The organism is Streptomyces sp. BK340, from assembly GCF_007827595.1.
Taxonomy (GTDB): Bacteria; Actinomycetota; Actinomycetes; order Streptomycetales; family Streptomycetaceae; genus Streptomyces.
In genome coordinates this window covers 222,144-248,442 of the sequence record NZ_VISR01000005.1, presented here as the reverse complement: position 1 = coordinate 248,442, position 26,299 = coordinate 222,144, and the positions used below count along the sequence as shown (strand labels likewise).

Here is a 26,299-nt window from a genome sequence, read left to right as displayed (position 1 = left end):
ACTCTAGCTCTGACCGCCCTTTCCCGCCTCTGTTTCCACCCAGGTCATGAACTCGACGAAGAGTTCTCCAGACGAGGAGTTGGTCCCGCATGGCCGCCGAACTGACCGCGCACGAGTTGATCGCGAAGCACCGGCCCACTCTCGACCAGGCCCTGGAAGCGATCCGCACGCGCGCGTACTGGTCCCCGCATCCCGAGCATCCGAAGGCCTACGGCGAGCACGGCAGCCTGGACCCGGCTGCGGGCAAGGCCGCCTTCGACGCCCTCCTCGGCACCCGCATCGACCTCGGCCAGCCCGGCACCGACGACTGGGTCGGCGGCGAGCTCTCGCCGTACGGCGTCGAGCTGGGCGTGACCTACCCGCATGCGGACGTCGACGTGCTGCTGCCCGCGATGAAGGCCGGACAGCGCGCCTGGCGGGACGCGGGCGCGGAGACCCGCGCGGTGGTCTGCCTGGAGATCCTGAAGCGGATCAGCGACCGGACGCACGAGTTCGCGCACGCGGTCATGCACACCAGCGGACAGGCCTACATGATGGCGTTCCAGGCGGGCGGCCCGCACGCCCAGGACCGCGGCCTGGAAGCGGTGGCCTACGCATACGTGGAGCAGGTCCGCACCCCCGAGACGGCCGAGTGGACCAAGCCGCAGGGCAAGCGCGACCCGCTGGCGCTGACCAAGCAGTTCACGCCGGTCCCGCGCGGCATCGGCCTGGTCATCGGCTGCAACACCTTCCCGACCTGGAACGGCTACCCGGGCCTGTTCGCCTCCCTGGCGACCGGCAACGCGGTCCTGGTCAAGCCCCACCCGCGCGCGGTGCTGCCGCTCGCGCTGACCGTGCAGGTCGCCCGGCAGGTCCTCACCGAGGCGGGCTTCGACCCGAACCTGGTGGCGCTCGCCGCCGAGCGCCCCGGCGAGGGCATCGCCAAGACGCTCGCCACCCGCCCCGAGATCCGGATCATCGACTACACCGGCTCGACGTCCTTCGGCGACTGGCTGGAGGCCAACGCCCGCCAGGCGCAGGTCTACACGGAGAAGGCCGGCGTCAACACGGTCGTCGTGGAGTCGACCGACAACTACAAGGGGATGCTGTCCAACCTGGCCTTCTCGCTGTCCCTGTACAGCGGCCAGATGTGCACCACCCCGCAGAACCTGCTCGTCCCGCGCGACGGCATCCGCACCGACGAGGGCCCCAAGACCTTCGACGAGGTGACCGCCGACCTGGCCCGCGCGGTCGACGGCCTGCTCGGTGACGACGCCCGCGCCAACGCCCTGCTGGGCGCGATCGTCAACCCGGACGTCAAGGCCCGCCTGGAGGCGGCGGCCGGCCTCGGTGAGGTCGCCCTGGCCTCGCGCGAGATCAGCAACCCGGAGTTCCCGGACGCGGTCGTCCGCACCCCGGTGATCGTCAAGCTGGACGGCGCCAAGCCGGACGACGAGGCCGCCTACATGAACGAGTGCTTCGGCCCCGTCTCCTTCGCCGTCGCGGTCGACTCGGCGACCGACGCGGTCGAGCTGCTGCGCCGCACGGTCCGCGACAAGGGCGCCATGACGGTCGGCGCCTACACCACCGACCAGGACGTCGCGCAGGCCATCGAGGAGGTCTGCCTGGAGGAGGCTGCCCAGCTGTCCTTCAACCTGATCGGCGGGGTGTACGTGAACCAGACGGCGGCCTTCTCCGACTTCCACGGCTCGGGCGGAAACCCGGCGGCGAACGCGGCCCTCACCGACGGCGCGTTCGTGGCCAACCGCTTCCGGGTGGTGGAGGTCCGCCGGGAGGTCTAGGAAGCCGTGGGTGCGCCCCCGGTCGCACTCCAGTGGTACAGCGTCATGGCCACGCTCGTGGCCAGGTTGTAGCTGGAGACCTGGGGGCGCATCGGCAGCGCCAGCAGGTGGTCGGCACGCGCGCGCAGCTCGGCCGACAGACCGCTGCGCTCCGACCCGAAGGCGAGCAGGGCGTCGTCCGGCAGCTTGGTGCCCCGGATGTCGTCGCCCTCGGGGTCCAGGGCGAACAGCGGCCCGGCGGGCAGCTCCTCGATCTCGAGCCGCTCCACGGCCGTCGCGAAATGCAGTCCTGCCCCGCCGCGCACCACGGTGGGGTGCCAGGGGTCGAGGCTGCCCGTGGTGACCACTCCGGTCGCCCCGAAACCGGCGGCCAGCCGGATCACGGCCCCGGCGTTGCCGAGGTTGCGCGGGTTGTCGAGGACCACGATCGGCGCGGTGCGGGGCGTGTGGGCGAGCGCCCGCAGACCGGCCTCGCGGGGCGGCCGTACGGCCAGGGCGGCCACGCCCGTCGGATGGGGGCGCGGCACGAGCGAGGCGTACGTCTCCCGCGGCACCTCCGTCAGGAGCGCGTCCAGCGCGTCCCTGACGTCCCCGGCCAGTTCCCCGGCGAGGGCGAGCGCCGCCCGCCGGTCGGTGGTGACCGCGACGGGCACCTCCGCGCCGAAGCGCAGCGCGTGCTTGAGGGCGTGGAAGCCGTCGAGCAGCACGGCGCCGTCGGCGCGCTCGCGCCACCGGGTCACGGGGTCGGTCATGCCGTGAACCCTACGCGTCCCGGCGTGCTGTCCTCCGGGGTGCGCTGCGTCGGCAGCGTGGGGTCGCCACCGGCGCCGCGGCGCCCCAGCCGGCCCCACGCCCGGGCCACCCAGCCGCCGAGCAGCAGCAGGAAGGACGTCGGCAGGAAGACCGCGTCCGCGGTGATCATCGCCAGCGAGAAGAACGGCAGGCCGAGGACGACCGCGATCACGGCGTGCTCGGCCATCATCAGCACCAGCAGGACGTTCTTGACCCGCCGGTTGAACAGCGTGAACGGGAAGGCGACCTGCACCATGACCGTCCCGTAGGCCACGATCATCATCATCGTGCCGCTGGAGGACATCAGGTCGGCAAGGCCCGGCCAGGGGGAGAAGTAGTCCAGGTGGAGCGGGTAGTAGACGGCGGTGCCGTCCTGCCAGCGGGAGCCCTGGATCTTGTACCAGCCGGCGGTGGCGTAGATCAGGCAGGCCTCCGCCATGATCACGGCGAGGGCACCGTTGTGCAGGATGTTGGCGATGACGTCCAGCAGGATCCGCGGCTGCTGCGACCTCGCCCAGCGCCGTATCGCCCACCACAGGCCGAGCCCGACCCACGCCGTCCACAGCAGCGCGGGCACCAGCCGGCCGCTGTCGAACCGGCCGGCCAGCGTCACTCCGCTGAGCGCGAGCCCGAGGACCGCCCACAGCACGGGTCCCACGCGGTCGGGGCGGACCTGCTCCCCACGCGCACGTGCCGCCTCGTCGCGGGCCGCCCGGCGCGCGTCCAGCGACCACACCTGGGCGCAGCGTGTGAAGACCAGGTAGATGGACATCAGGTGCAGCACGTTGTCGCCGCCGTCACCGACGAAGACGCTGCGGTTCTGCAGCGACAGCACACCGACCATGAACAGCAGGGAGGCGGTCCGGGTGCGCCAGCCCAGCAGCAGGGCCGCGGCGGCGAGGATCGCCAGCAGATAGAAGGTCTCGAACCAGGCCTGTCCGTCGGACCACATCAGGGCCGTGAAGGCGTGGTTGTCGGAGATCAGCTGCTGGGCGAGGCCCCAGCCCCAGGGGCCGTCGGGACCGTACAGCTCCTGGCGGTGGGGGAACTCGCGCAGCAGGAACAGCAGCCAGGTCGCGGCGAAGCCGATGCGGATGACGGCGCTCTGGTACGGGCCGAGCGCCGACTCGGTGACGCGGGCGATGCCGCGCGAGACCGTCAGGGAGAGGCGGTTCACCGCACACCTCCGGCGGCCTCGTCGGGGGTCACGGTCCACCACGGCAGCAGCCGGTAGAAGGGCTTGTCGGAGATCTTCTCGCGGCTCCACTTCGGCGGCTGCACATTGGTGGTGCTGGAGCGGACCTGCACGCGCTGGATGACGCCCTCCCTGCTGATCGGGTCGGTCCGGTACATGCGCATCACCACGATCCGGCGCACGTACTGCTCGGAGAGCGCGCCGCGCATGCCCACGGGCCGGTTGTCGGTGCCGTGCGTGGCGACGAAGAAGTCCCAGCCGCGGCGCAGCTCGTTCTGCTCGGTGTGGCTGGGCACCAGGCTGCCGTCGATGGCGGCGCCGTCCTGGGCTGAGAGGTCGGTCCAGCCGGTGGTGCGCAGGCTGCCGTCCTTCATGCGCACCTCCGCGCGCACCTGGACGGCGATGTTCTGCTGCAGCGGGTTCGGGGCGAACAGCTTCCAGTTCTGCTCGAACTCCGGGTACACCCACTCCTCTATCGCCTTGCCGTGCTGCTTGGTCACCGTGTTCGCCGGCGCGAGGCTCAGGAACACCATGCCGAGATGCACGCAGGCGGCGACGGCCACGATCGCGAGCGCCACGGCGGCGCCGACCTGGTAGCCGGGGGAGAGGGCGGCGACGCCGGTGCGGGGCGCCGGGGCCGGGGAGTCGGGAGCCGGCGAGCCGTCGGGGTCGCCGGAGGCCTCCGGCGCGGGATCCCCGTGCTGTTCCGGGTCCGGTGGGCGACGCGCCCCGGTCGACCCGTCGGGCCCGCGCAGGGCCTGCGAGTCCTCGTCGTACGCGTCCATTCCGCCCCGTCCCCCGCTTCCACTCGGCCGTCGCGGCACCGCCACAGGCGCCGCGTTCTTCCCGAGCGCCACTCCTCGGCACTCGCACGGAACGGTACTCAGCACCGGCCGTCCGGCGCAGCCCCAGGTACGGGCCGGCTCAGTGGCTCTCGCCACGCCGTGCCGCCGACCCGCGGTTATCCACAGGTGGCGCGCAAGGTTTTCCACAGCGGTTGACACCCGCAGCGGCCCGGCACACCATTGATTGCGCACGGACCGAACGATCGGTCGGGACATGTTCCAGGAAAGCCCGAGGTCAGGGGGAAGGCATGGCCACAGCAGCCGCGCACCGCACGGACACGGACGGCGCACGGACCACCGCCGACGGCACGGCGGAGTTCGAGCGCGCCTTCGACGCGGCCGTGGCCGCCGACGAACGCATCGAGCCCCGCGACTGGATGCCCGAGGCCTACCGCGCGACCCTGGTCAGGCAGATCGCCCAGCACGCGCACTCCGAGATCATCGGCATGCAGCCGGAGGCCAACTGGATCAGCCGCGCGCCCAGCCTGCGCCGCAAGGCGATCCTGATGGCCAAGGTCCAGGACGAGGCCGGCCACGGCCTGTACCTGTACAGCGCGGCCGAGACCCTCGGCACCAGCCGTGACGAGCTGCTCGACAAGCTGCACAGCGGCCGCCAGAAGTACTCCTCGATCTTCAACTACCCCACTCTGACCTGGGCCGACGTCGGCGCGATCGGCTGGCTGGTGGACGGCGCCGCGATCACCAACCAGGTCCCCCTGTGCCGCTGCTCCTACGGCCCGTACGCGCGCGCCATGGTGCGGATCTGCAAGGAGGAGTCCTTCCACCAGCGCCAGGGGTACGAGCTGCTGCTGGCCCTCAGCAAGGGCACCGAGGAGCAGCACGCGATGGCTCAGGACGCGGTGGACCGCTGGTGGTGGCCCTCGCTGATGATGTTCGGCCCGCCCGACGACGAGTCGCAGCACTCCGCGCAGTCCATGGAGTGGAAGATCAAGCGCCACTCGAACGACGAGCTGCGCCAGCGCTTCGTCGACATCTGCGTGCCACAGGCCGAATCCCTGGGCCTGACCCTCCCCGACCCGGACCTGCGGTGGAACGAGGAGCGGGGGCACCACGACTTCGGCGCGATCGACTGGACCGAGTTCTGGGACGTCCTCAAGGGCAACGGCCCCTGCAACGAGCAGCGGATCACCCAGCGCAGAAACGCCCACGCCGAGGGCGCGTGGGTAAGGGAAGCGGCCGCCGCCTACGCGGCCAAGCACACCGGTGAGACGGGAGCGAAGCAGGCATGACCAACACCGACTGGCCCCTGTGGGAGGTCTTCGTGCGCTCCAGGCGCGGCCTCTCCCACACCCACGCCGGCAGCCTGCACGCCCCGGACGCGGAGCTGGCCCTGCGCAACGCCCGCGACCTGTACACCCGGCGCGGCGAGGGCGTCTCGATCTGGGTCGTCCCGGCCGCCGCCGTCACCGCGTCCTCGCCCGACGAGAAGGACCCGTTCTTCGAACCGGCCGCGGACAAGCCCTACCGGCACCCGACCTTCTACGAGATCCCGGAAGGGGTGAAGCACCTGTGACCGCGACCGTCACCACGACCGCCGCCCTCGCCCTCGGCGACGACGCCCTGGTGCTCTCCCACCGCCTGGGGGAGTGGGCCGGGCACGCTCCCGTCCTGGAGGAGGAGGTCGCCCTCGCCAACATCGCCCTCGACCTGCTCGGCCAGGCCCGCGTGCTGCTCTCGACGGCCGGCGACGAGGACGAGCTGGCCTACCTGCGCGAGGAGCGTTCCTTCCGCAACCTCCAGCTGGTCGAGCAGCCCAACGGCGACTTCGCGCACACCATCGCACGCCAGCTGTACTTCTCCACCTACCAGCAGCTGCTCTACACCGAACTGGCCGCGACCGACGGCCCCTTCGCCCCGCTGGCCGCGAAGGCCGTCAAGGAGGTCGCCTACCACCGCGACCACGCCGAGCTGTGGACGCTGCGGCTCGGCGACGGCACCGAGACGAGCCGGGAGCGGATGCAGCGGGCCTGCGAGGCGCTGTGGCGGTTCACGGGGGAGATGTTCCAGCCGGTGGACGGCCTGGACGCCGACTGGGCGGGCATGGAGGCCCAGTGGCTCCGGTCCATGACGGACGTCCTCGGCCGCGCCACCCTGACCGTCCCCGAGGGGCCGCGCACCGGAGCGTGGGCGGCGGGCGCCGGCCGGCAGGGCCTGCACACCGAGTCGTTCGGGCGGATGCTCGCCGAGATGCAGCACCTGCACCGCAGCCACCCGGGGGCGTCATGGTGACCGCCACCGCCCTGGAGGCGGAGCTGCTGGAGCTGGCCGGCTCGGTGCCCGACCCCGAACTGCCCGTGCTCACGCTCCAGGAGCTGGGCGTGGTGCGCGCGGTGCACATCAGCGGCCCGGACACGGTCGAGGTCGACCTGACCCCGACCTACACCGGCTGCCCCGCCGTCGAGGCGATGAGCGTGGACATCGAGCAGGTGCTGCGCGCCCACGGCATGCGCGAGGTCACCGTCCGCACGGTACTCACCCCCGCCTGGTCGACCGACGACATCACCCCCGAAGGCCGCCGCAAACTCCAGGAGTTCGGCATCGCTCCCCCGCGCGTGCGCCATGGCTCCGGACCGGTGACGCTGACCCTGGGCGCGACCCGCACCCTCACCGAGGACACCGACCCGGTGCGCTGCCCGCACTGCGGGTCCGCGGAGACCGAGCTGCTGAGCCGGTTCTCCTCCACCGCCTGCAAGGCGCTGCGCCGCTGCCTGTCCTGCCGTGAACCGTTCGACCACTTCAAGGAGCTGTGATGGCACGCTTCCACCCGCTCCCGGTGGCCGCGGTCGACCGGCTCACCGACGACTCCGTCGCGCTCACCCTCACCGTCCCGCCCGAGCTGCGCGAGGAGTACCGGCACGCACCGGGCCAGCACCTCGCCCTGCGGCGGCGTGAGGACGGTGTCGAGATACGGCGGACGTACTCGATCTGTTCCCCGGCTCCCGACCCGGACGGCGAGGGCCCGGCCACGCTGCGGGTGGGCGTGCGGCTGGTCGAGGGCGGCGCGTTCTCGACATACGCGCTCAAGGAGGTGAACGTCGGCGACGAGCTGGAGGTGATGACCCCGGCCGGACGCTTCACCCTCGAACCGGCACCGGGCCTGTACGCGGCGATCGTCGGCGGCAGCGGCATCACCCCCGTGCTGTCGATCGTCTCCACGTTGCTGGCGCGTGAGCCCGAGGCCCGGTTCTGCCTGATCCGCAGTGACCGCACGGCCGCTTCGACGATGTTCCTGGAGGAGGCCGCCGATCTGAAGGACCGCTACCCGGAGCGGCTGCAGCTGGTGACCGTGCTCTCCCGCGAGGAGCAGCAGGCCGGCCTGCCCTCAGGCCGGCTCGACCGGGAGCGACTGACGGGGCTGCTGCCGGCGCTGCTGCCGGTGGACCGGGTGGCCGGATGGTTCCTGTGCGGGCCGTTCGGGCTGGTCGAGGGCGCGGAGAAGGCGCTGCGCGAGCTGGGCGTGGACCGGGCCCTCGTCCACCAGGAGATCTTCCACGTGGACGCGGGGGCGGCCCCGGCGGCCGGTGTGCCGGTACCCGCGCACAGCACCGTCACCGCCCGGCTCGACGGACGCGGCGGCACCTGGCCGGTCCAGGACGGCGAGTCCCTGCTGGAGACGGTTCTGCGCAACCGGTCCGACGCGCCCTACGCCTGCAAGGGCGGGGTGTGCGGAACCTGCCGGGCCTTCCTGGTCTCGGGCGAGGTGCGCATGGACCGCAACTTCGCGCTGGAGGCGGAGGAGACGGACGCCGGATATGTGCTGGCCTGCCAGTCGCATCCGCTCACGGAGAAGGTGGAGCTGGACTTCGACCGCTGAGGCCTGCCTCGGAGGCGGCTCCCTCCCCGTTCCCTTCTTCTAGAACCTGTTCTATCTTGACGCCCCGTCAGGCGAATGCGCCGGACGAACCGTCAGATGACCGGATCCGCCGGGAGGACAGGCCGTGGACTTCACCTTCAGCGAGGAGCAGTTGGCGGCGGCCGAGGCGGCGCGGGGGGTGTTCGCCGGGGTGGCGCCGGACACGGTGCCCAGTCCGGCGCTCACCACCGGCGCCGTGGCCGAGGGCTTCGACCGGGCGCTGTGGTCCCGGCTGGCCGGCGCGGACCTGACCGGCCTGCTGCTGGACGAGCGGTACGGCGGGGCAGGGCTCGACGCCGTCGCGCTGTGCCTGGTACTGCGCGAGTCCGCCGGGGTGCTCGCCCGGGTGCCGCTGCTGGAACACAGCGCGGCCGCCGCGGTCGTACAGGCTTATGGCGCCAAGGAGTCGGCAGAGCGGCTGCTGGCCCGGGCGGGACGTGGTGAACTGGTGCTGACCGTCGCCGCGCACGGCCGTACCGGACACGACCCGGCGGGGCTCGCCGTCACCGCGCGGCGGGACGGTCCGGCCTGGGTGCTGGACGGGGTGCAGACGGCGGTGCCGTGGGCGTACGACGCGGACCTGGTCCTCGTGCCGGCGCACACCGACGCCGACCGGACCGTGCTCGCGGTGGTGCCGTGCACGCAGGACGGACTGGTGCTCGCGGAACAGTTCTCCACCAGCGGGGAGCGGCTGGCCGAGCTGCGGCTGCGGTCCGTACGGATCGGGGCGGGTGACGTGATCGAGGCCGACGGTGCCTGGGAGTGGCTGCACGCGCTGCTGGCCACCGGCACCTGTGCGCTGGCCCTCGGTCTGGGCGAACGCGTACTGAGGATGACCGGGGAGTACACCGGCAAGCGGGAACAGTTCGGCCATCCGATCGCGACCTTCCAGGCGGTCGCCGTCCAGGCCGCCGACCGGTACATCGATCTGCGTGCCATGGAGGCCACCCTGTGGCAGGCGGCCTGGCGGATCGCCTCGGGAGCACCGGGGGCGCTGCCCGCCGCCGGAGACGTCGCCGTGGCGAAGATCTGGGCGGCCGAGGGCGTGCGCCGCGTGGTGCAGACGGCGCAGCACCTGCACGGCGGGTTCGGTGCGGACACCGACTACCCGCTGCACCGGTACCACGCCTGGGCCAAGCAGCTGGAGCTGGCGCTGGGCCCGGCGGCGGCGTACGAGGAGACGCTCGGGGACCTGCTGGCGGCCCACCCGCTCAGCTGACAGCGCCTGCCGAGAAGGTCAGACGACCACGCCGGGTGCCCCGGCGTCGGTGACCACCGGGCGGCCCGTGGCCTCCCAGACCTGCATGCCGCCGGCCACGTTCACGGCGTCGACGCCCTGCTGGCCCAGGTACATCGCGACCTGGGCGGAGCGGCCGCCGGAGCGGCAGATCACGTGGACGCGGCCGTCCTGCGGGGCGGCCTCGGTCAGCTCGCCGTAGCGGGCGACGAACTCGCTCATGGGGATGTGCAGCGCCCCCGCGGCGTGGCCCGCCTCCCACTCCTCGTCCTCGCGGACGTCCAGCAGGAAGTCGTCGTCCTTGAGGTCCGTGACCTCGACCGTGGGCACCGCAGCTCCAAAACTCATGTCCCCGACGCTACCCCGACCGACGCCGGGGTTCACCCCTGCCCCTGCAGGCCCGCCAGCAGGGTCTCCCGCTGCTCGATGTCGGCGCGGAGGCGGGTCGCGATCTCTTCCAGCAGGGCGTCGGGGTCGTCGGGGGCCAGGCGCAGCATGCCGGCGATCGCGCCGTCCTCGAGCTCGCAGGCGATCAGCGTGAGCATCTCCTTGCGCTGGGTGAGCCACTCCAGGCGGGCGTACAGCTCCTCGGCGGGGCTGGGGCGCCGCTCCGGCGGCACGGGGCCCGCCGCCCACTCCGCGGCCAGTTCGGCGAGGAGGATCTCGTCGCCGCGGGCGTAGGCGGCGTTGACGCGGGTGATGAATTCCTCGCGCCGCAGCCGCTCCGCTTCCTCCTGGGCGAGGTCGGGGTGGGCCTTGCGGGCGAGGTCGCGGTAGAGCTTGCGGGCCTCTTCGCTGGGCCGCACCCGCTCGGGGGGCCGTACCGCCTGGTCGGTGAGCATGGCGGCGGCCTCCGGGAACAGGCCGTTGCCGTCCATCCAGCCGTGCAGCAGTTCCTCGACGCCGGGGATGGGCAGCACCTGGGCGCGGGCCTCCTCGGCCCGGCGGATGTCCTCGGGGTCGCCGGTGCGGGCGGCCTTCGCCTCGGCGATCAGCGCGTCCAGCTCCTCGATGCGGGAGTAGAGCGGGCCGAGCCTCTGTTCGTGCAGCCGGGAGAAGTTCTCGACCTCGACGCGGTACGTCTCCACGGCGATCTCGTACTCGATCAACGCCTGCTCGGCGGCCCGCACGGCCTGTTCCAGCCGTTCCTCGGGCCGCGGTGCCTGGGACTGCTCAGCTTCCGGGGTCGTCACCCGACCAGCGTAGGCCACGGCCGAAACCCGTCGCCGTAGACGCCCCGGCTCAGCCTGCCGGTGGCGCGTCCGGGCAGTCGGCCGGTACCCATTCGGCCTCCAGGTCCCGGCAGGCGACCACGAGCGTGCCGGGCCGGCAGGCCAGCTCGTGGGTGCAGCCGCCGGGGTGCGGCAGGATCTCGTCGAGGATCACGTCGCCGAGGGAGGCGGGGTCGCAGACGCCCAGGACGTCCGACTGGAAGCGGGAGACGCCGGTGTAGCGGACGAGGAGGTCCTCGTCGTGCTTGAAGCAGTTGTGCCGGAAGCGGATCTCGACGTCCCCGTCGCGGGTGCGGCGCACCCGCTCGGGCCGGAGGTCCTTCACGCAGCGTTTGCCGCCGAAGTCGTAGTGTCCGGGGTCGGTGGCGAACGCGCGGGCGCCCGGCGGCAGTTCGGCCGCGAGTGCGGGCAGCCGGTCGAGGTAGGGCCGGGGGTCGATGAACCCCGGGTACCCGTCCTCGTCGTCGGTCAGCTCGACGTACCTCACCTCACCACCACCTCGGCCCTCCCCTTCCCAGTCCCCACCGTCACACGCCGGTCTCGGCCGCGATCCGCCCCGACCGCACCGCCGCCAGCAGTTCGGCATGGTCCGCCTCGGTGCGGTCGGCGTAGGCGACGGCGAAGTCGGCCATCGCCGTGTCCAGCTCGTCGTTCTTGCCGCAGTAGCCGGCGATCAGGCGCGGGTCGGCACTGTGGGCGTGGGCGCGGGCCAGCAGGGCGCCGGTCATCCGGCCGTAGTCGTCGACCTGGTCGGCGGCGAGCGCGGCCGGGTCGACACTGCCCTTGCGGTTGCGGAACTGGCGCACCTGGTAGGGCCGCCCGTCCACCGTCGTCCAGCCGAGCAGGATGTCGCTGACCACCTGCATCCGCTTCTGGCCGAGGACCACCCGGCGTCCCTCGTGCTCCACCGGCGCCGCCTCGAAGCCCGCCGTGGCCAGGTGCGGGACCAGCGCGGACGGGCGGGCCTCCTTCACCTGGAGCACCAGCGGCTGCCCGCGGTGGTCCAGCAGGAGCACCACGTACGACCGGGTGCCGACGCTGCCGGTGCCGACGACCCGGAAGGCGACGTCGTGCACCGCGTGCCGGGCCAGCAGGGGGAGCCGGTCCTCGGAGAGCGTCGCCACGTACGGCTCCAGGGCCAGGGCCACCGTGGCCGCCTCGGCGTCCGGGATCCGGCGCAGCACCGGCGGTGCGTCGACGAAGCGGCGTCCGCCGCCGGCCACCTCCTCGGTCGACTTCGCCGCGAACCGGCCGCTGGTGTTGGCCCGTGCCTTCTCGGAGACGCGCTCCAGGGTGCCGAGCAGGTCGTGGGCGTCGGTGTGGGAGACCAGTTCTTCGTCCGCGATGGCGTTCCAGGCGTCCAGCACCGACAGCTTGGCCAGCAGCCGCATGGTGCGCCGGTAGGCGCCTGCCGCGTCGCCTGCCGCCTTGCGGCAGGTGTCCTCGTCGGCGCCCGCCTCGCGCCCGGCCAGCACCAGCGAGGCGGCGAGCCTCTTCAGGTCCCACTCCCAGGGGCCGTACACGGTCTCGTCGAAGTCGTTGAGGTCGATGACCAGGCCACCGCGGGCGTCGCCGTACAGGCCGAAGTTGGCCGCGTGCGCGTCGCCGCATATCTGGGCGCCGATCCGGGTCATCGGGGTGCGCGCCAGGTCGTGGGCCATGAGTCCGGCCGAGCCGCGCAGGAAGGCGAACGGCGTGGCCGCCATCCGGCCCACGCGTATCGGCGTCAGTTCGGGGATGCGGCCGGCGTTGGACTCCTCGACCGCGGTGACCGCGTCCGGGCGGGCGCCGTCCAGGTCGAGGGTGCGGTGTGCGCTGCGCGGCACGCTCGCCCGCAGTGCCTTGCCCTCCTCCTTGGGCGAGCCCTGCGGCGGCCACTCGGCGAACCCGCGCATCCGGGGCAGCCGGGGTGCCGCCGCCTGCTCGGCCGATTCCGCCACTCCCGCACCGCTCTCGGTCACCGCGACCGCCTCCCCCGAAGACACCGCACGCGTACTCGCACGCGGATCAGCTCGAACATCAACTCGTGCAGACGGTACAACCGGTGGCCGAAACGCGTCACACCCTGTGGACAAGTAAGCGCCTGTGGAGAACCCCGTGACCCTCCACCTCCATCGACCCTCCACCTCCATGGATTGACGTATCGCGGTACGTCGATACGATCTTGGCATGCCGACCTTCGATGCCGCTCCCACCGCCCTGATCGTTCACGCTCGGTTCCTTCAGTTCCCAGGTCGTCGCGTCCGTGAAGGAGGCGGCGAACGCGTCGAACTCGGGCTTGGCTCCGGAGCGGACGTAGAGGTTCGCCTGCGTCGGCGCGTAGGTCTTGTGCGGCTCGACGTCCGTGAGCGGGAAGGCCGCTCGCATCCCGTCCAGGACCACCGCGAGGGCGTCCGGGTTCTGCGCCTTCACGGCGACCACGTGGTACGGCTCCCCGACCAGGGGCTTCTGCCGGACGGACTCGTCCATATAGGAGGCGACGCTGCGGGCGAAGGACTCGTGCGTGCTCTGCGCGCCGGCGGCCTGGAGCATCAGCGGCGTGAAGACCTGGGCGATCTTGACACCGTCGAAGACGGAGAGGGAGCCGCTCGCCACCGCGGCCTTCAGGCCGGGGAAGAACCCGGCCACGCGTATGCGGTCCTTGGTACTGAGGACGTCCTCGACGAGCGCGGGTCGTGCGGCAGTGGCCGGTGCGGGGTGGACGGAGGAAGGAGCAAGGGACGGAGAGCGGGACACAAGCATCGCCTCCCGGGTCTTCTGGGCGGCAACATCACACGCTCGTCTTTGGGCGCGGGGAATTCTCATTCGCGAGTGTGAAATGAATTATTTCCGCCCGCCCGAACCCGATTCAACACATTCCGATACAGGCTTCTTCAAGCCTCCACAGGCTTCTGTCAAGTCTCTGTGAGCCTCTGCAAGGGAACGCCAGAGGATTTCAAAGACGCTGCACAGCAGGGCCGCGGAGGTCAAACTTCGGCAAAACAAAAAAATGGACCGAGAGCCTTCCGGGCTCTCGACCCCGATTTATTTTGGCGATTACCGAATACGGCGTCGACCGGTTACCGAGTTCCATGAGGCCGATACCGAATCCCCTCCGGCCACCCCGGAGGGAACCGCCCGCAGCTCGCGAAGGTACAACGCATCGATTATCGTCGATGCGACCATAGTCGGCTCCGCGTCAGCACCGGAAGGCCCATGACGACAAACGACCTGCCCGTGACAGGCGACCTCGCGGCCCTGCTCGAACCCCTCAAGGCGCTCGCCAACCCCGTGCGGTTCCAGGTGCTTCAGTGGCTGCGTGAACCGGAAGCGCACTTCCCGGTCGATCCCGCCGTCACGGACCCGCGCGCGGTCGGTGTCTGCGTCAGCCACATCCAGGCCAGGACGGGACTCGCGCAGTCCACCGTCTCCGCCTATATGGCGGTGCTCGAACGTGCGGGTCTCGTGCGCTCCACGCGCGTCGGGAAGTGGACCCACTACCGGCGCGACGAAGAGCGCATCGCCTCGCTCATCGAGCAGTTCGAACGGGCCGTCGGAAAGGAGCACACGGCGGCTCTCCTTCCCTCGTGACTCCGGGCCCGGACCGCCTCTGCACCCCGGGCGCATCCGTCATGCGGGTGCCGTCCCGCCAAAAGCACCCGTCGGGTTCTCCGGCTCGGGCGGACAACTGGTACGCAGGCGCGGCAGCATGCCCGGCGCGGCGATTCCGGGCAGGAGCAGTCGCCACAGTGTGGAGATCCGGGCGGGCAGATCCTGCCGGCCGCTGAAGGCCTCCGACATCACCTGCATGCCGGTGAAAGCGGCGACGACCGTCGAGGCGACCTCCGCCAGATCGGCCCCCGGCAGCAGCTCGCCCTGCTTCTCGGCCTGCCGCAGGAGGTCCTCCACCAAAGTGATCGACTGGTTGTAGGGAGCCTGTGCCGAGGTCGAGAAGGACGACTGTTCGACGGCCAGCCGCACACTGGCCCGCAGCACCATGTCCGTCTGCAGCCGGACCGAGAACGCCAGGGTGAGGTCGATGACGGCCTGCAACTTCACCGGCTGGTCCGGCACCACCAAGGCCTCGCCCTGCGCCTCCAGCACCGCTGCCGCGATCGACTCCTTCGAGGGGAAGTGGTGGTACAGCGCGCCGCGGGTGAGACCGGCTCTGGCGAGGATCTCGTTCGTGCTCGCCGCGTCGTATCCGCGCTCGCCGAACACAGCGGCTGCGGCCTCCAGGATCCCGATGCGGGACATGTTCTTCACCGCCTCCGCTTCGGCGTTCGAGGTCGGCTCCGCCCCGACCGACGTCGAACTGCACACGGTGTGCCACGACATCGTCCGCAGGGGCAGAACCATCTCCGGCATGCGCTACGAGGTCTCCGTCCGGCGCGACGGGCTGACCATCGCCACCGGTGGCGCCGGCTTCAGCTGCACCAGCCCCGCCGCCTACCGACGGCTGCGCGACGGGCGCCCCACCGCCACCGGGCACGTCCTTCCGGCACCGGTCGACCCGGCCGAGGTGGGTCACAGCAACCCCGGGCACGTCGTACTCGCCGCTCCTGCCGAGCCCGGCGAACCCCGGTGGGAGCTCCGCGTCGACACCGGGCACTCGGGCTTCTTCGACCACCCGGTGGACCATGTCCCCGGCATGGCCCTGATCGAGGCCGCCCGACAGGCCGCCCGTGCTGCGACAGGGCAGCCCAGCGCCCTTCTGCTGGGCCTGGAAACCGATTTCACGCGCTACGCCGGACTCGACGTCCCGTGCTGGATCGAGGCCCGTGCCGACGACCCCGACGCGGCAGGAGACCTCCGGGTGCAGGTGACCGGCACTCAGCAGGGACAGCAGGTCTTCACCGCGGACCTGACCCGGCGGCGTCCGGTCGTCTGATCCCCACACGTCATCCGGAGAGTCTCAACGTGCGTACCGTTCTGATCACCGGCGCCGCGGGCTTCGTCGGCGGCCATGTGGTCCAGGAGGCCGCGCGGCAGGGCGTGGCCCTCACCCTGCTGTCGCACAGTCGTCCGGTGCTCGCCGCCGGGACCGGGCATCGCATCGTGCCCGCCGATCTCACCGACCCGGGCTCGCTGCGAGGCGTGTGCGAGGGGGTGGACGTCGTGCTGCACTGCGCGTCGTACATCGGCGCGGCACCCGACAGCAACGAGTCCGTCAACGCCCGGGGAACGAGAAACCTGGTCGCCGAAGCCCGCCGCTCCGGGGTGTCCCGCATCGTCTATGTGAGCACGGCGTCCGTCTGCGGCCGCGGCACCTTCCGGGACGCCGCACCCGGGCAGCTCGTCCGGAACCCGGGTTCACCCACGTCGATGAGCCGGGCCGTGGCTGAGGACGCCGTTCTCGAAGCCGGCGGGACCGTCCTGCGTCCGCATCTGGTCCACGGCCCGGGGGACATGTGGGTCGTCCCGGCTCTCGCCGGGCTCCTGCGCGCGCTGCCCGGCAGCGTCGAGGGCTGGACCTCCCAGATCTCGCTGGTTTCCGCGCGGGACCTGGCCCGCCTCGTGGTCGGTGCCGGTCTCGCGCCCGCGGCCGACCTCAAGTCCCTGACGTACCACGCGACTCACCCGGTGCCGGTCCGCGCGGCGACGCTGCTGCGCGCGGTTGCCGCGTGTGCCTCGCTCCCCTGGCCGCGACAAGATCTGTCGGTGTCCCGTGCGCGGACGCACCTGGCGGCGGACACTCGGACGTCGCACGCGCTCGACATGCTGCGGACCGACCACTGGTTCGACGGTGCCCCACTCTGGCGCGAGCTGCGTCTGACACCCGGCCCGGACTTCGAGACCGACTTCGCCGAGTCGGCCGGGTGGTACCGCCGGAGTCTGCTCGCCGTCTGACCGTACGACGTCGAAGAAGGAGCCCTGCCGTGAACCGTCGCCTCACCGCCGTCGCCGCACTCGCGTTACTGGCCCTGCCCGGCTGCTCGTCGGACCACGACCGATCCGAACCCGCTGCCTCACCCGCCGACGGCGTGCGCCGGGCCGTCACCGACTACGTCTCCGCTCTCAACGCCCGCAGTACGACCGGCCTCATCCGGATCAGCGGCGTCAAGGACGAGCCCTGGTCCCGACGAGAAGCGGCGAAGATCCTCGCCGACAAGGGCGGACGAGGATGGAGGATCAGCGGCCTCGAGATCGACCACGACATGGGCCCCGACACCGGCAGCGCCCGTCTCTCCGCCACCGACAGGGCGGGTAAACCCATGCACGACACCTTCACGGTGACCCGCGACGAGGGAACGTGGCACCTCGTCGTCCTCACCGGACAGCCCGCCGCGCCCGGCAGGACACCGGCCTCGACCGCCACCCCGGCTGCCTCCTGAAGGGCGGCCACGCACGACGAGCCGGTGCGTGATCCACGCGGACCGCAACGGCACATCTGCCGCCCGCCCGGGCCGGCCTCGATAACAACACGGCATCACCCGCGGCAGAACCCTTGGCCCCGTCCGTGAAATAACTCACCGGCGGGGCGGGCGGCGGCGATCTCCAGGCTGTGCGATCCCTCACAAACCCGGACACAACGAGAAACGGGCCCCTGCGGTGACTTCCGTCACCGGCAGAGACCCGTTTCATCGGTTTCTCGTTGTGCGCGAGGGGGGAGTTGAACCCCCACGCCCTTGCGGGCACTGGAACCTGAATCCAGCGCGTCTGCCTATTCCGCCACCCGCGCATTGGGTGTGTCTTCCGGCTCCGTCCCTTTCGGGCTGGCCCCTTCCGACATGCAGAACATTAGCACGTCGTACGGGGTGGGTTCACATCCCTTCCCGGCCGCCGGGCCCCGCCCCGCACCGGCCACCCGGCCACGTTTCAGGGAGTCCCTGTTCACGTATCAACCTCGTACCGGTCACGGGCATCTCCCCAGGAGGCGGGCCAGGACCACAGCAGGGTGCGGGACACTGGTCAGTGCCCGCCTCTACGATCCTTGTCTGGAGGAGTTCGAAGGGGAGCCGATCGGGGAACCGGCTGATTGCCGGACGCGTAGATACGATCAGTAAGCAGTACCGGGCAGGACAGCGGCACAGAGCAGGGCAAGGAAGCAGCGTCAGCGACGGAGGAGGTGCCCCATGGGAGTCCTGAAGAAGTTCGAGCAGCGCCTCGAAGGTCTGGTCAACGGCACCTTCGCCAAGGTCTTCAAGTCCGAGGTCCAGCCGGTGGAGATCGCCGGTGCGCTCCAGCGCGAGTGCGACAACAACGCCACCATCTGGAACCGGGACCGCACCGTGGTCCCCAACGACTTCATCGTGGAACTGAGCGCGCCGGACTTCGAGCGCCTCAGCCCCTACTCCGGGCAGCTCGGCGACGAGCTGGCCGGCATGGTGCGCGACTACGCCAAGCAGCAGCGCTACACCTTCATGGGCCCGATCAAGGTCAACCTGGAGAAGGCGGACGACCTCGACACCGGGCTCTACCGGGTGCGCTCGCGCACCCTCGCCTCCTCCGCCAGCCAGCAGGGCGCGGCCCCCTCGGCTCCGGCCGGCCGCCCCGGCCAGGGCGGCTCCGGCTACCCGCCCGCCGCTCCCGCCGGTGCGCCTCCGATGCCGTCCGCGCCGCCGCCCGGCGGGCGCCCCGGCGGCTACGGCTACCCTCAGCCCGCCCCGCAGCGGCCCTCGGCCGCCCCGGCGAGCGGCGGGCGCACCCGCTACTGGATCGAGATCAACGGCAACCGCCACCAGATCTCCCGGCCGACGCTGGTGATGGGCCGCAGCACCGACGCCGACGTGCGGATCGACGACCCCGGCGTCTCCCGCCGGCACTGCGAGATCCGGACCGGAACGCCCTCGACGATCCAGGATCTCGGTTCCACCAACGGCATCGTGGTGGACGGGCAACACACCACCCGCGCTACGCTCCGCGACGGCTCGCGGATCGTCGTGGGCAGCACCACCATCATTTACCGGCAAGCCGAAGGGTGAAGCGGGGGCAATGTCAGAGCTGACCCTCACGGTCATGCGGCTGGGTTTCCTGGCCGTACTGTGGCTGTTCGTGATCGTGGCCGTGCAGGTCATCCGGAGCGACCTGTTCGGTACGCGTGTCACCCAGCGCGGGGCGCGCAGAGAGGCCGCGCGTCCGCAGCAGGCCGCCCGGCAGCAGCCCGCACCACCGCAGCAGCGCGCCCAGCAGGGCGGCGGCGGGCGGCGCGGCCGCAACGCCCCCAGCAAGCTGGTTGTGACCGAAGGCACACTGACCGGCACCACCGTCGCGCTGCAGGGCCAGACCGTCACCCTGGGCCGGGCACACGACTCCACGATCGTGCTGGACGACGACTACGCCTCCAGCCGCCATGCCAGGATCTACCCGGACCGCGACGGACAGTGGATCGTCGAGGATCTCGGCTCCACCAACGGCACCTACCTGGACCGGTCCCGGCTGACGACCCCCACACCGATCCCACTGGGCGCGCCGATCCGCATCGGCAAAACCGTCATCGAGCTGCGGAAGTAGTACGACAATGAGCGAGCGGAGCGAGCACGCAGCGGCAGGCCGCACCCCGGTCTCCGGCGCGCTCCCGACCGGAGGGTGGGCAGTGTGGCTCGACACGACCGGCTGTACCCGGAGCCGACTGGCGAGGTGCGCATGAGCCTGTCCCTGCGCTTCGCCGCCGGATCGCACAAAGGCATGATCCGGGAGGGCAACGAGGACTCCGGTTACGCCGGTCCGCGCCTGCTCGCCATCGCCGACGGCATGGGCGGCCAGGCGGCCGGCGAGGTCGCCTCCTCCGAGGTCATCTCCACCCTGGTCACGCTCGACGACGACGTGCCCGGCTCCGACATCCTCACCTCCCTCGGCACCGCCGTGCAGCGCGCCAACGACCAGCTGCGCGCCATGGTCGAGGAGGACCCCCAGCTCGAGGGCATGGGCACCACCCTCACCGCCCTGCTGTGGACCGGGCAGCGGCTCGGTCTCGTGCACGTGGGCGACTCGCGGGCGTACCTGCTGCGCGACGGGGTGCTGACCCAGATCACCCAGGACCACACCTGGGTGCAGCGGCTCGTCGACGAGGGCCGGATCACCGAGGAAGAGGCCACCACCCATCCGCAGCGCTCCCTGCTGATGCGCGCCCTCGGCAGCGGCGACCACGTCGAACCCGACCTGTCGATCCGCGAGGTCCGGGCCGGCGACCGCTACCTGATCTGCTCCGACGGCCTGTCCGGCGTCGTCTCCCACCAGACGATGGAGGAGACCCTCGCCAGCTACCAGGGCCCGCAAGAGACCGTGCAGGAGCTGATCCAGCTCGCACTGCGCGGCGGCGGCCCCGACAACATCACCGTCATCGTCGCCGACGTCCTCGACCTGGACACCGGAGACACCCTCGCCGGGCAGCTCTCCGACACCCCGGTCGTGGTCGGCGCCGTCGCCGAGAACCAGCACCACCTGCACGACAACGGCATCATGCAGACCCCGGCCGGCCGCGCCTCGCACCTCGGCCGCCAGGGCCACGGACAGGGCGGCGGCGAGTTCGGCCCGCCCGGCTCCGGCGACACCGGCTACATCCCGAGCGGCAGCTTCGGCGACTACAGCGACGAGGACTTCGTCAAGCCGCGCAAGGGCCGCAAGTGGCTGAAGCGATCCCTCTACGGCGGCCTGGCCCTCGCGGTCATCGGCGGCGGCCTGTACAGCGGCTACCGCTGGACGCAGACGCAGTACTACGTCGGCACCAGCGGCGAGCACGTGGCCCTGTACCGCGGCATCAGCCAGGACCTGGCCTGGGTGTCGCTCTCGAAGGTGGAGAAGGACCACCCCGAGATCGAACTCAAGTACCTGCCGCCCTACCAGCAGAAGCAGGTCAAGAACACCATCGCCGCAGGTGATCTGCAGCGGGCGCAGACGAAGATCGAGGCACTGGCCGTGCAGGCCTCCGCCTGCCGGAAGCAGGCGGAACGCACGGCCGCGGAGACCGAGAAGAACGCCAAGACGGGCCAGGGCGAGGCCGGAGGCACCACGGGAACCACCCGTACCGCTTTCACGTCCAAGGCATCACCGACGCCGAACCCGTCGGCCTCCACGAAGCCTCCCTCGTCCAAGTCCCCGACCCCGACCGCGACCGCGACGCCCAACCCCGGCCCGAGCCTCTCCGAGGATGAGCAGAAGGTCGTCGATCAGTGCGGCAAGCAGTAAAGCCGTGAGAGGCCCTGTCACACGATGAGCAGTACTTCGAATTCGTCGACCCACCACACGTCCACGATCGGCGCGATCGGCGCACCGAGCCGCCGCAACACCGAACTGGCCCTGCTGATCTTCGCCGTGGCCATCCCGGTGTTCGCCTACGCCAACGTGGGCCTGGCCCTCAACGACCAGGTGCCCGCGGGCCTGCTGGCCTACGGCCTGGGCCTCGGCCTGCTGGCCGGCATCGCGCACCTCGTCGTACGGAAGTTCGCCCCGTACGCCGACCCGCTGCTGCTGCCGCTGGCCACCCTGCTCAACGGACTCGGCCTGGTCGCCATCTGGCGGCTCGACCAGTCCAAGCTGCTCCAGGGCATCGGCGTGGCCGGCGGGAAGGCGACCAACCAGCTGATCTACACCGCGATGGGCATCGCGTTCTTCGTCGCCGTGCTGTTCTTCCTCAAGGACCACCGCACGCTGCAGCGCTACACGTACATCTCCATGGCGGCCTCGCTGTTCCTGCTGCTGCTCCCGCTGGTCCCGGGCCTCGGCGCCGACGTCTACGGCGCCAAGATCTGGATCCAGGTCGGCAGCTTCACCATCCAGCCCGGTGAGTTCGCCAAGATCGTGCTCGCGGTCTTCTTCGCCGGCTACCTGATGGTCAAGCGGGACGCGCTGGCCCTGGCCAGCCGCCGCTTCATGGGCCTGTACCTGCCGCGCGGCCGCGACCTCGGCCCGATCCTCGTCGTCTGGGCGATCTCGATCCTCATCCTGGTCTTCGAGACCGACCTCGGTACGTCGCTGCTGTTCTTCGGAATGTTCGTCATCATGCTGTACGTCGCCACCGAGCGGACCAGCTGGATCGTCTTCGGCCTGCTGATGTCCGCGGCCGGCGCCGTCGGCGTGGCGAGCTTCGAGCCGCACATCCAGGTGCGTGTCCAGGCGTGGCTCGACCCGATGCACGAGTACGTGCTCAGCCGCACCCCGGGCGTCACCGGAGTCCACTCCGACCAGCTGCAGCAGGCCCTGTGGGCGTTCGGCTCCGGCGGCACCCTCGGCACCGGCTGGGGCCAGGGCCACTCCGAGCTGATCCGGTTCGCCGCCAACTCCGACTTCATCCTCGCCACCTTCGGCGAGGAGCTGGGCCTGGCCGGCATCATGGCGATCCTGCTGATCTACGGCCTGATCGCGGAACGCGGCGTGCGCACCGCCCTCGCCGCCCGCGACCCGTTCGGCAAGCTGCTCGCCATCGGTCTGTCCGGGGCCTTCGCCCTCCAGGTCTTCGTCGTGGCCGGCGGTGTGATGGGGCTCATCCCGCTGACCGGTATGACGATGCCGTTCCTCGCCTACGGCGGTTCCTCCGTGATCGCCAACTGGGCCCTGATCGGCATCCTGATCCGCATCAGCGACACCGCCCGCCGGCCGGCGCCCACGCCCGCAGCCAACCCCGACGCCGAGATGACCCAGGTGGTCCGCCCGTCATGAACAAACCCCTGCGCCGGATCGCGATCTTCTGCGGACTCCTCGTACTGGCTCTGCTGATCCGCGACAACTGGCTCCAGTACGTCAAGTCCGACTCGCTCCGCACCGACAAGAGCAACCGCCGGGTCGCCATCGAGCGGTACGCGAACCCGCGGGGCGACATCATCGTCGACGGCGACCCGATAACCGGATCCGTCGAGTCCAAGAGCGGCGACTTCAAGTACAAGCGCACGTACAAGAACGGGCCCATGTGGGCCCCGGTCACCGGCTACTCCTCGCAGGCCTTCGACAGCAGCCAGCTGGAGAAGATCAACGACGGCATCCTCACCGGCAACGACGACCGGCTCTTCTTCCGCAACACCCTCGACATGATCACGGGCAAGCAGAAGCAGGGCGGCAACGTCGTCACCACGCTCAACGCGGCCGCGCAGAAGGCGGCGTACGAGGGCCTCAAGAGTCAGGGCGGCAAGGGCGCCGTGGTCGCCCTCGACCCGTCCACCGGCAAGATCCTCGCGCTCGCCTCGTACCCGTCGTACGACCCCTCGTCCTTCGCGGGCAACTCCACCGACGTGGACTCCAAGAACTGGACCAAGCTCCAGAAGAAGAACAACCCGGCCGACCCGATGCTGAACCGGGCGCTGCGCGAGACCTACCCGCCGGGCTCCACCTTCAAGGTGGTCACTGCCGCGGCCGCGCTGGAGAACGGGCTGTACAAGTCGGCGGACGAGAACACCGACTCCCCGCTGCCCTACATCATGAAGGGCACCACGACCGAGCTGAAGAACGAGGGGAACCTCCCCTGCAAGAACGCGAACATGCGTGAGGCGCTGCGGGTCTCCTGCAACACCGTCTTCGGCAAGATCGGCGCCGACCTCGGCAACGACAAGATGCTGGCCGAGGCCCAGAAGTTCGGCTTCGACTCCGAGCAGTTCACCCCGGTCCGCGCCAATGCCTCGGTGTTCTCCAAGGACATGAACTCCTCGCAGACCGCCCTGTCCTCCATCGGCCAGTACAACACCGCGGCCACCCCGCTGCAGATGGCCATGGTCGCCTCGGCCGTCGCCAACGACGGCAAGCTGATGAAGCCGTACATGGTCGACGAGCTGCAGTCCTCCAACGTCGACCCGGTCGCCAAGACCGAGCCGAAGGAGCTGAGCCGACCGCTGTCGCCGACGAACGCGCAGATCCTGCAGTCGATGATGGAGACCGTCGTCAAGAGCGGCACGGGCCAGAAGGCGCAGATCGGCGGCGGTGTCGTCGTCGGCGGCAAGACGGGTACCGCCCAGCACGGTGTGGCGAACAGCGCGAACCCGTACGCGTGGTTCATCTCGTACGCCAAGCTCAGCGACGGCAGCTCGCCGGTCGCCGTGGCCGTGGTGGTCGAGGACGAGAACGCCAACCGCGACGACATCTCCGGCGGCGGCCTGGCCGCCCCGATCGCGAAGAACGTCATGGAGGCGGTCATCAAGACCAAGAAGTGACCCTGCACACGTCCCCTTCACATCGTTGCACGTTGCGATACCGGTCCTGTATCGGGTTACGGGCTTGGCCAGGTCACACAACGCGAGCCGGGTACGGTAGGCCCGGACGGCAGCCTTCGGCCGCACACGGACGTGCGCGGCCGAGACCGACGGAGAGGGCTGGTAGGTAGCTATGGAAGAGCCGCGTCGCCTCGGCGGCCGGTACGAGCTGGGCCAGGTGCTCGGCCGTGGTGGCATGGCGGAGGTCTACCTCGCGCATGACACCCGGCTCGGCCGCACCGTGGCGGTGAAGACGCTGCGCGCGGACCTCGCGCGTGATCCGTCCTTCCAGGCCCGCTTCCGCCGGGAGGCCCAGTCGGCCGCCTCGCTCAACCATCCCGCGATCGTCGCGGTCTACGACACGGGTGAGGACTACATCGACGGGGTCTCGATCCCGTACATCGTGATGGAGTACGTCGACGGGTCGACACTCCGTGAGCTGCTTCACTCCGGCCGCAAGCTCCTGCCCGAGCGTGCGATGGAGATGACCATCGGCATCCTCCAGGGCCTGGAGTACGCCCACCGCAGCGGCATCGTCCACCGTGACATCAAGCCGGCGAACGTCATGCTGACGCGCAACGGCCAGGTCAAGGTGATGGACTTCGGCATCGCCCGGGCCATGGGCGACTCCGGCATGACCATGACCCAGACCGCGGCGGTCATCGGCACGGCGCAGTACCTCTCCCCGGAGCAGGCCAAGGGCGAGCAGGTCGACGCCCGGTCGGACCTCTACTCGACCGGCTGCCTGCTGTACGAGCTGCTGACGGTGCGGCCGCCCTTCGTGGGCGACTCCCCGGTGGCCGTGGCCTACCAGCACGTCCGCGAGGAGCCGCAGGCCCCGAGCGTCTTCGACCCCGAGATCACCCCCGAGATGGACGCCATCGTCCTGAAGGCGCTGGTCAAGGACCCGGACTACCGCTACCAGTCCGCCGACGAGATGCGCGCCGACATCGAGGCCTGTCTCGACGGCCAGCCGGTCGCGGCGACGGCCGCGATGGGCGCGGTCGGCTACGGCGGCTACCCCGACGACCAGCCGACGACGGCACTGCGTCCGGGCGCCGACGCGGGAGCGACGACCATGCTCCCGCCGATGAACCCGGACGAGGGCGGATTCGGCTACGACGACCGCCCCGACCGGCGCCGTCAGCAGAAGAAGAACAACACCTCCACGATCCTCCTCGTGGTCGCGGCCGTCCTGGTCCTGATCGGCGCGATCCTGATCGGGAAGTGGGTCTTCAGCCAGAAGAACACGGACGAGACCTTCGGAGCCCCGCACTTCGTCGGCAACAGCTACGCCACCGCCCAGAAAATGGCCGTCAACCGGGACCTGAAACTGGCAAAGCCCACTTTCAAGCCCTGCGACAACCAGCCGAAGGGCAACGTCTGCTCCCAGGACCCCCAGGCCGGTACGGACGTCAAGAAGGGCGACACGATCAACTTGGTGGTGTCGACGGGAGCCCCCAAGGTCACCGTGCCGGACGTCCGCGGCATCCAGTTCGACGACGCCGAGTCCCAGCTGAAGGACAAGGGCTTCACGGTCGACAAGAAGGTCGAGGTCTCCACGCAGACCCCGGGTGTCGTCACCGCCCAGAACCCCGACGGCGGCACGAAGAAGGAGAAGGGCTCCACGATCACCCTCACGGTCGCCAAGGCCGAGGAGAAGATCACGATCCCCAGCGACCTCGTCGGCAAGTCCTGCGACGACGCCAAGACCGAGCTGCAGAACCTGGGCCTGGTGCCCAGCTGCAACGACACCCCGACGAACAACCCCGACGACGACGGCAAGGTCCTCTCGACCAACCCGCAGGCGGGCGAGCAGGTCTCCAAGAACACCAACGTGGTGATCAACGTCGGCAAGGCGCAGGGCCAGCAGCAGACGCAGGTCCCGCAGGTCCAGAACCAGAGGCTCAAGGACGCCCGGAAGATGCTCGAGCAGGCGGGTCTTCAGGTCGCCGTCCAGGGCTCCCAGGACGACAACGCCATCGTCGTCACCTCCAACCCGACCCCGGGCACCACGGTCAACCAGGGCGACACTGTCACCCTGTTCACGGTGGACCAGGGCGGCAACGGCAACCAGGGCGGGACGAACATCTTCGGCGGCACCAGCGGCTGACACCCCGCACACACGTGGATGGGCCCCTGCCGGGAAGTTCCGGCAGGGGCCCACTTCATGTCTGCGGCCTGAACTGCAGTGCGCCTGTCGATCGTGTCTTCATATGTCACGACTCGTTGATCGGGTGGGGTGGGGA

The 26,299-nt window shown here is 70.7% G+C and carries 26 protein-coding genes and 1 tRNA gene; 17 read left to right on the top strand and 10 right to left on the bottom strand.

The features are described from left to right. Nucleotides 1–89 precede the first annotated feature (89 nt). Complete coding sequence (gene paaN, locus FB157_RS12990; RefSeq protein WP_145879085.1) at nt 90–1,781, top strand: phenylacetic acid degradation protein PaaN; 1,692 nt, start codon at nt 90–92, stop codon at nt 1,779–1,781. On the opposite strand, the gene FB157_RS12985 is transcribed toward paaN, so the two are convergent. Genes FB157_RS12985 through FB157_RS12975 form a run of 3 tightly spaced genes read right to left on the bottom strand, consistent with a single transcriptional unit; the run spans nt 1,778 to nt 4,553 of the window. Further along, nucleotides 1,778–2,533 carry an RNA methyltransferase gene (locus tag FB157_RS12985; RefSeq protein ID WP_145879083.1) on the bottom strand — a complete coding sequence of 252 codons (756 nt, stop codon included), beginning with the start codon at nt 2,531–2,533 and terminating at the stop codon, nt 1,778–1,780. The two genes, paaN and FB157_RS12985, sit on opposite strands and share 4 nt — an antisense overlap. After that, nucleotides 2,530–3,750, bottom strand: a complete 1,221-nt coding sequence (locus tag FB157_RS12980) for an HTTM domain-containing protein (RefSeq protein ID WP_145879081.1) — start codon at nt 3,748–3,750, stop codon at nt 2,530–2,532. Before FB157_RS12980 ends, FB157_RS12985 begins: the two co-directional genes overlap by 4 nt. Continuing rightward, complete coding sequence (locus FB157_RS12975; protein ID WP_145879079.1) at nt 3,747–4,553, bottom strand: DUF5819 family protein; 807 nt, start codon at nt 4,551–4,553, stop codon at nt 3,747–3,749. Before FB157_RS12975 ends, FB157_RS12980 begins: the two co-directional genes overlap by 4 nt. Nucleotides 4,554–4,861: 308 nt before the next feature. On the opposite strand from FB157_RS12975, the gene paaA reads away from it, so the two are divergent. The 6 genes from paaA to FB157_RS12945 all read left to right on the top strand — a co-directional run bounded on the left by paaA (nt 4,862) and on the right by FB157_RS12945 (nt 9,706). Further along, nucleotides 4,862–5,863, top strand: a complete 1,002-nt coding sequence (paaA, locus tag FB157_RS12970) for a 1,2-phenylacetyl-CoA epoxidase subunit PaaA (RefSeq protein WP_145879078.1) — start codon at nt 4,862–4,864, stop codon at nt 5,861–5,863. Continuing rightward, entirely contained in the window at nt 5,860–6,147 is a 288-nt protein-coding gene (gene paaB, locus FB157_RS12965; RefSeq protein WP_145879076.1) for a 1,2-phenylacetyl-CoA epoxidase subunit PaaB, read from the top strand. The genes paaA and paaB overlap by 4 nt, the downstream gene beginning before the upstream one ends. Further along, complete coding sequence (gene paaC / locus FB157_RS12960) at nt 6,144–6,863, top strand: 1,2-phenylacetyl-CoA epoxidase subunit PaaC (RefSeq protein ID WP_145879074.1); 720 nt, start codon at nt 6,144–6,146, stop codon at nt 6,861–6,863. The genes paaB and paaC overlap by 4 nt, the downstream gene beginning before the upstream one ends. After that, complete coding sequence (gene paaD, locus FB157_RS12955) at nt 6,857–7,384, top strand: 1,2-phenylacetyl-CoA epoxidase subunit PaaD (protein WP_145879072.1); 528 nt, start codon at nt 6,857–6,859, stop codon at nt 7,382–7,384. Before paaC ends, paaD begins: the two co-directional genes overlap by 7 nt. Beyond that, nucleotides 7,384–8,448, top strand: a complete 1,065-nt coding sequence (locus FB157_RS12950; protein ID WP_145879070.1) for a 2Fe-2S iron-sulfur cluster-binding protein — start codon at nt 7,384–7,386, stop codon at nt 8,446–8,448. The genes paaD and FB157_RS12950 overlap by 1 nt, the downstream gene beginning before the upstream one ends. Nucleotides 8,449–8,572: 124 nt before the next feature. Continuing rightward, complete coding sequence (locus tag FB157_RS12945) at nt 8,573–9,706, top strand: acyl-CoA dehydrogenase family protein (protein WP_145879068.1); 1,134 nt, start codon at nt 8,573–8,575, stop codon at nt 9,704–9,706. 18 nt (nt 9,707–9,724) lie between these two features. Here FB157_RS12945 and FB157_RS12940 read toward each other — a convergent pair whose 3' ends face one another. From FB157_RS12940 to FB157_RS47245, 5 genes are all read right to left on the bottom strand, one after another. Next, entirely contained in the window at nt 9,725–10,054 is a 330-nt protein-coding gene (locus FB157_RS12940) for a rhodanese-like domain-containing protein (RefSeq protein ID WP_145879438.1), read from the bottom strand. Nucleotides 10,055–10,104: 50 nt separating this feature from the next. Next, nucleotides 10,105–10,917, bottom strand: a complete 813-nt coding sequence (locus FB157_RS12935) for a hypothetical protein (RefSeq protein ID WP_145879066.1) — start codon at nt 10,915–10,917, stop codon at nt 10,105–10,107. A gap of 49 nt (nt 10,918–10,966) precedes the next feature. Then, nucleotides 10,967–11,443 (bottom strand): hypothetical protein, encoded by a 477-nt coding sequence (locus FB157_RS12930; RefSeq protein WP_145879064.1) that lies wholly within the window; start codon nt 11,441–11,443, stop codon nt 10,967–10,969. A 40-nt stretch (nt 11,444–11,483) separates the two neighbouring features. Beyond that, nucleotides 11,484–12,917, bottom strand: a complete 1,434-nt coding sequence (locus FB157_RS12925) for a DUF2252 domain-containing protein (protein ID WP_398946594.1) — start codon at nt 12,915–12,917, stop codon at nt 11,484–11,486. 97 nt (nt 12,918–13,014) lie between these two features. Next, on the bottom strand, nt 13,015–13,692 hold the full coding sequence (locus FB157_RS47245; protein WP_186581478.1) for a hypothetical protein: 678 nt from the start codon (nt 13,690–13,692) through the stop codon (nt 13,015–13,017). Nucleotides 13,693–14,151: 459 nt separating this feature from the next. Here FB157_RS47245 and FB157_RS12915 point away from each other — a divergent pair, with 459 nt between their 5' ends. After that, complete coding sequence (locus FB157_RS12915) at nt 14,152–14,526, top strand: helix-turn-helix transcriptional regulator (RefSeq protein WP_145879062.1); 375 nt, start codon at nt 14,152–14,154, stop codon at nt 14,524–14,526. A gap of 39 nt (nt 14,527–14,565) precedes the next feature. Here the strand turns inward: FB157_RS12915 and FB157_RS12910 are convergent, their stop codons facing one another. Next, a complete protein-coding gene (locus FB157_RS12910) occupies nt 14,566–15,192 on the bottom strand; it encodes a ScbR family autoregulator-binding transcription factor (protein ID WP_145879060.1) in 627 nt (208 codons plus the stop codon). Here FB157_RS12910 and FB157_RS12905 point away from each other — a divergent pair. From FB157_RS12905 to FB157_RS12895, 3 genes are read left to right on the top strand one after another with little or no spacing between them, the layout of a single operon-like run. Further along, entirely contained in the window at nt 15,182–15,826 is a 645-nt protein-coding gene (locus tag FB157_RS12905; RefSeq protein ID WP_145879059.1) for a ScbA/BarX family gamma-butyrolactone biosynthesis protein, read from the top strand. The genes FB157_RS12910 and FB157_RS12905 overlap by 11 nt on opposite strands. Before the next feature lie 29 nt (nt 15,827–15,855). Then, the gene (locus FB157_RS12900) at nt 15,856–16,785 is read left to right on the top strand and encodes an NAD(P)-dependent oxidoreductase (RefSeq protein WP_145879057.1); all 930 of its coding nucleotides are present in this window, start codon (nt 15,856–15,858) and stop codon (nt 16,783–16,785) included. A 29-nt stretch (nt 16,786–16,814) separates the two neighbouring features. Then, the gene (locus FB157_RS12895) at nt 16,815–17,270 is read left to right on the top strand and encodes a hypothetical protein (protein WP_145879055.1); all 456 of its coding nucleotides are present in this window, start codon (nt 16,815–16,817) and stop codon (nt 17,268–17,270) included. A 263-nt stretch (nt 17,271–17,533) separates the two neighbouring features. Here the strand turns inward: FB157_RS12895 and FB157_RS12890 are convergent. After that, nucleotides 17,534–17,617 (bottom strand) — tRNA-Leu (locus FB157_RS12890). 394 nt (nt 17,618–18,011) lie between these two features. Here FB157_RS12890 and FB157_RS12885 point away from each other — a divergent pair. The 6 genes from FB157_RS12885 (at nt 18,012) to pknB (ending at nt 26,163) form a co-directional block, all read left to right on the top strand. Next, a complete protein-coding gene (locus FB157_RS12885; protein ID WP_145879053.1) occupies nt 18,012–18,860 on the top strand; it encodes a DUF3662 and FHA domain-containing protein in 849 nt (282 codons plus the stop codon). 10 nt (nt 18,861–18,870) lie between these two features. Beyond that, nucleotides 18,871–19,389 carry an FHA domain-containing protein gene (locus FB157_RS12880; RefSeq protein ID WP_145879050.1) on the top strand — a complete coding sequence of 173 codons (519 nt, stop codon included), beginning with the start codon at nt 18,871–18,873 and terminating at the stop codon, nt 19,387–19,389. A 132-nt stretch (nt 19,390–19,521) separates the two neighbouring features. Beyond that, the gene (locus tag FB157_RS12875; RefSeq protein WP_145879434.1) at nt 19,522–21,063 is read left to right on the top strand and encodes a Stp1/IreP family PP2C-type Ser/Thr phosphatase; all 1,542 of its coding nucleotides are present in this window, start codon (nt 19,522–19,524) and stop codon (nt 21,061–21,063) included. Nucleotides 21,064–21,087: 24 nt separating this feature from the next. Next, the gene (locus FB157_RS12870) at nt 21,088–22,533 is read left to right on the top strand and encodes an FtsW/RodA/SpoVE family cell cycle protein (protein ID WP_145879048.1); all 1,446 of its coding nucleotides are present in this window, start codon (nt 21,088–21,090) and stop codon (nt 22,531–22,533) included. After that, nucleotides 22,530–24,011 carry a penicillin-binding protein 2 gene (locus FB157_RS12865; protein ID WP_145879046.1) on the top strand — a complete coding sequence of 494 codons (1,482 nt, stop codon included), beginning with the start codon at nt 22,530–22,532 and terminating at the stop codon, nt 24,009–24,011. Before FB157_RS12870 ends, FB157_RS12865 begins: the two co-directional genes overlap by 4 nt. Before the next feature lie 172 nt (nt 24,012–24,183). After that, nucleotides 24,184–26,163 carry a Stk1 family PASTA domain-containing Ser/Thr kinase gene (gene pknB / locus FB157_RS12855; RefSeq protein WP_145879044.1) on the top strand — a complete coding sequence of 660 codons (1,980 nt, stop codon included), beginning with the start codon at nt 24,184–24,186 and terminating at the stop codon, nt 26,161–26,163. Nucleotides 26,164–26,299: the final 136 nt, after the last annotated feature.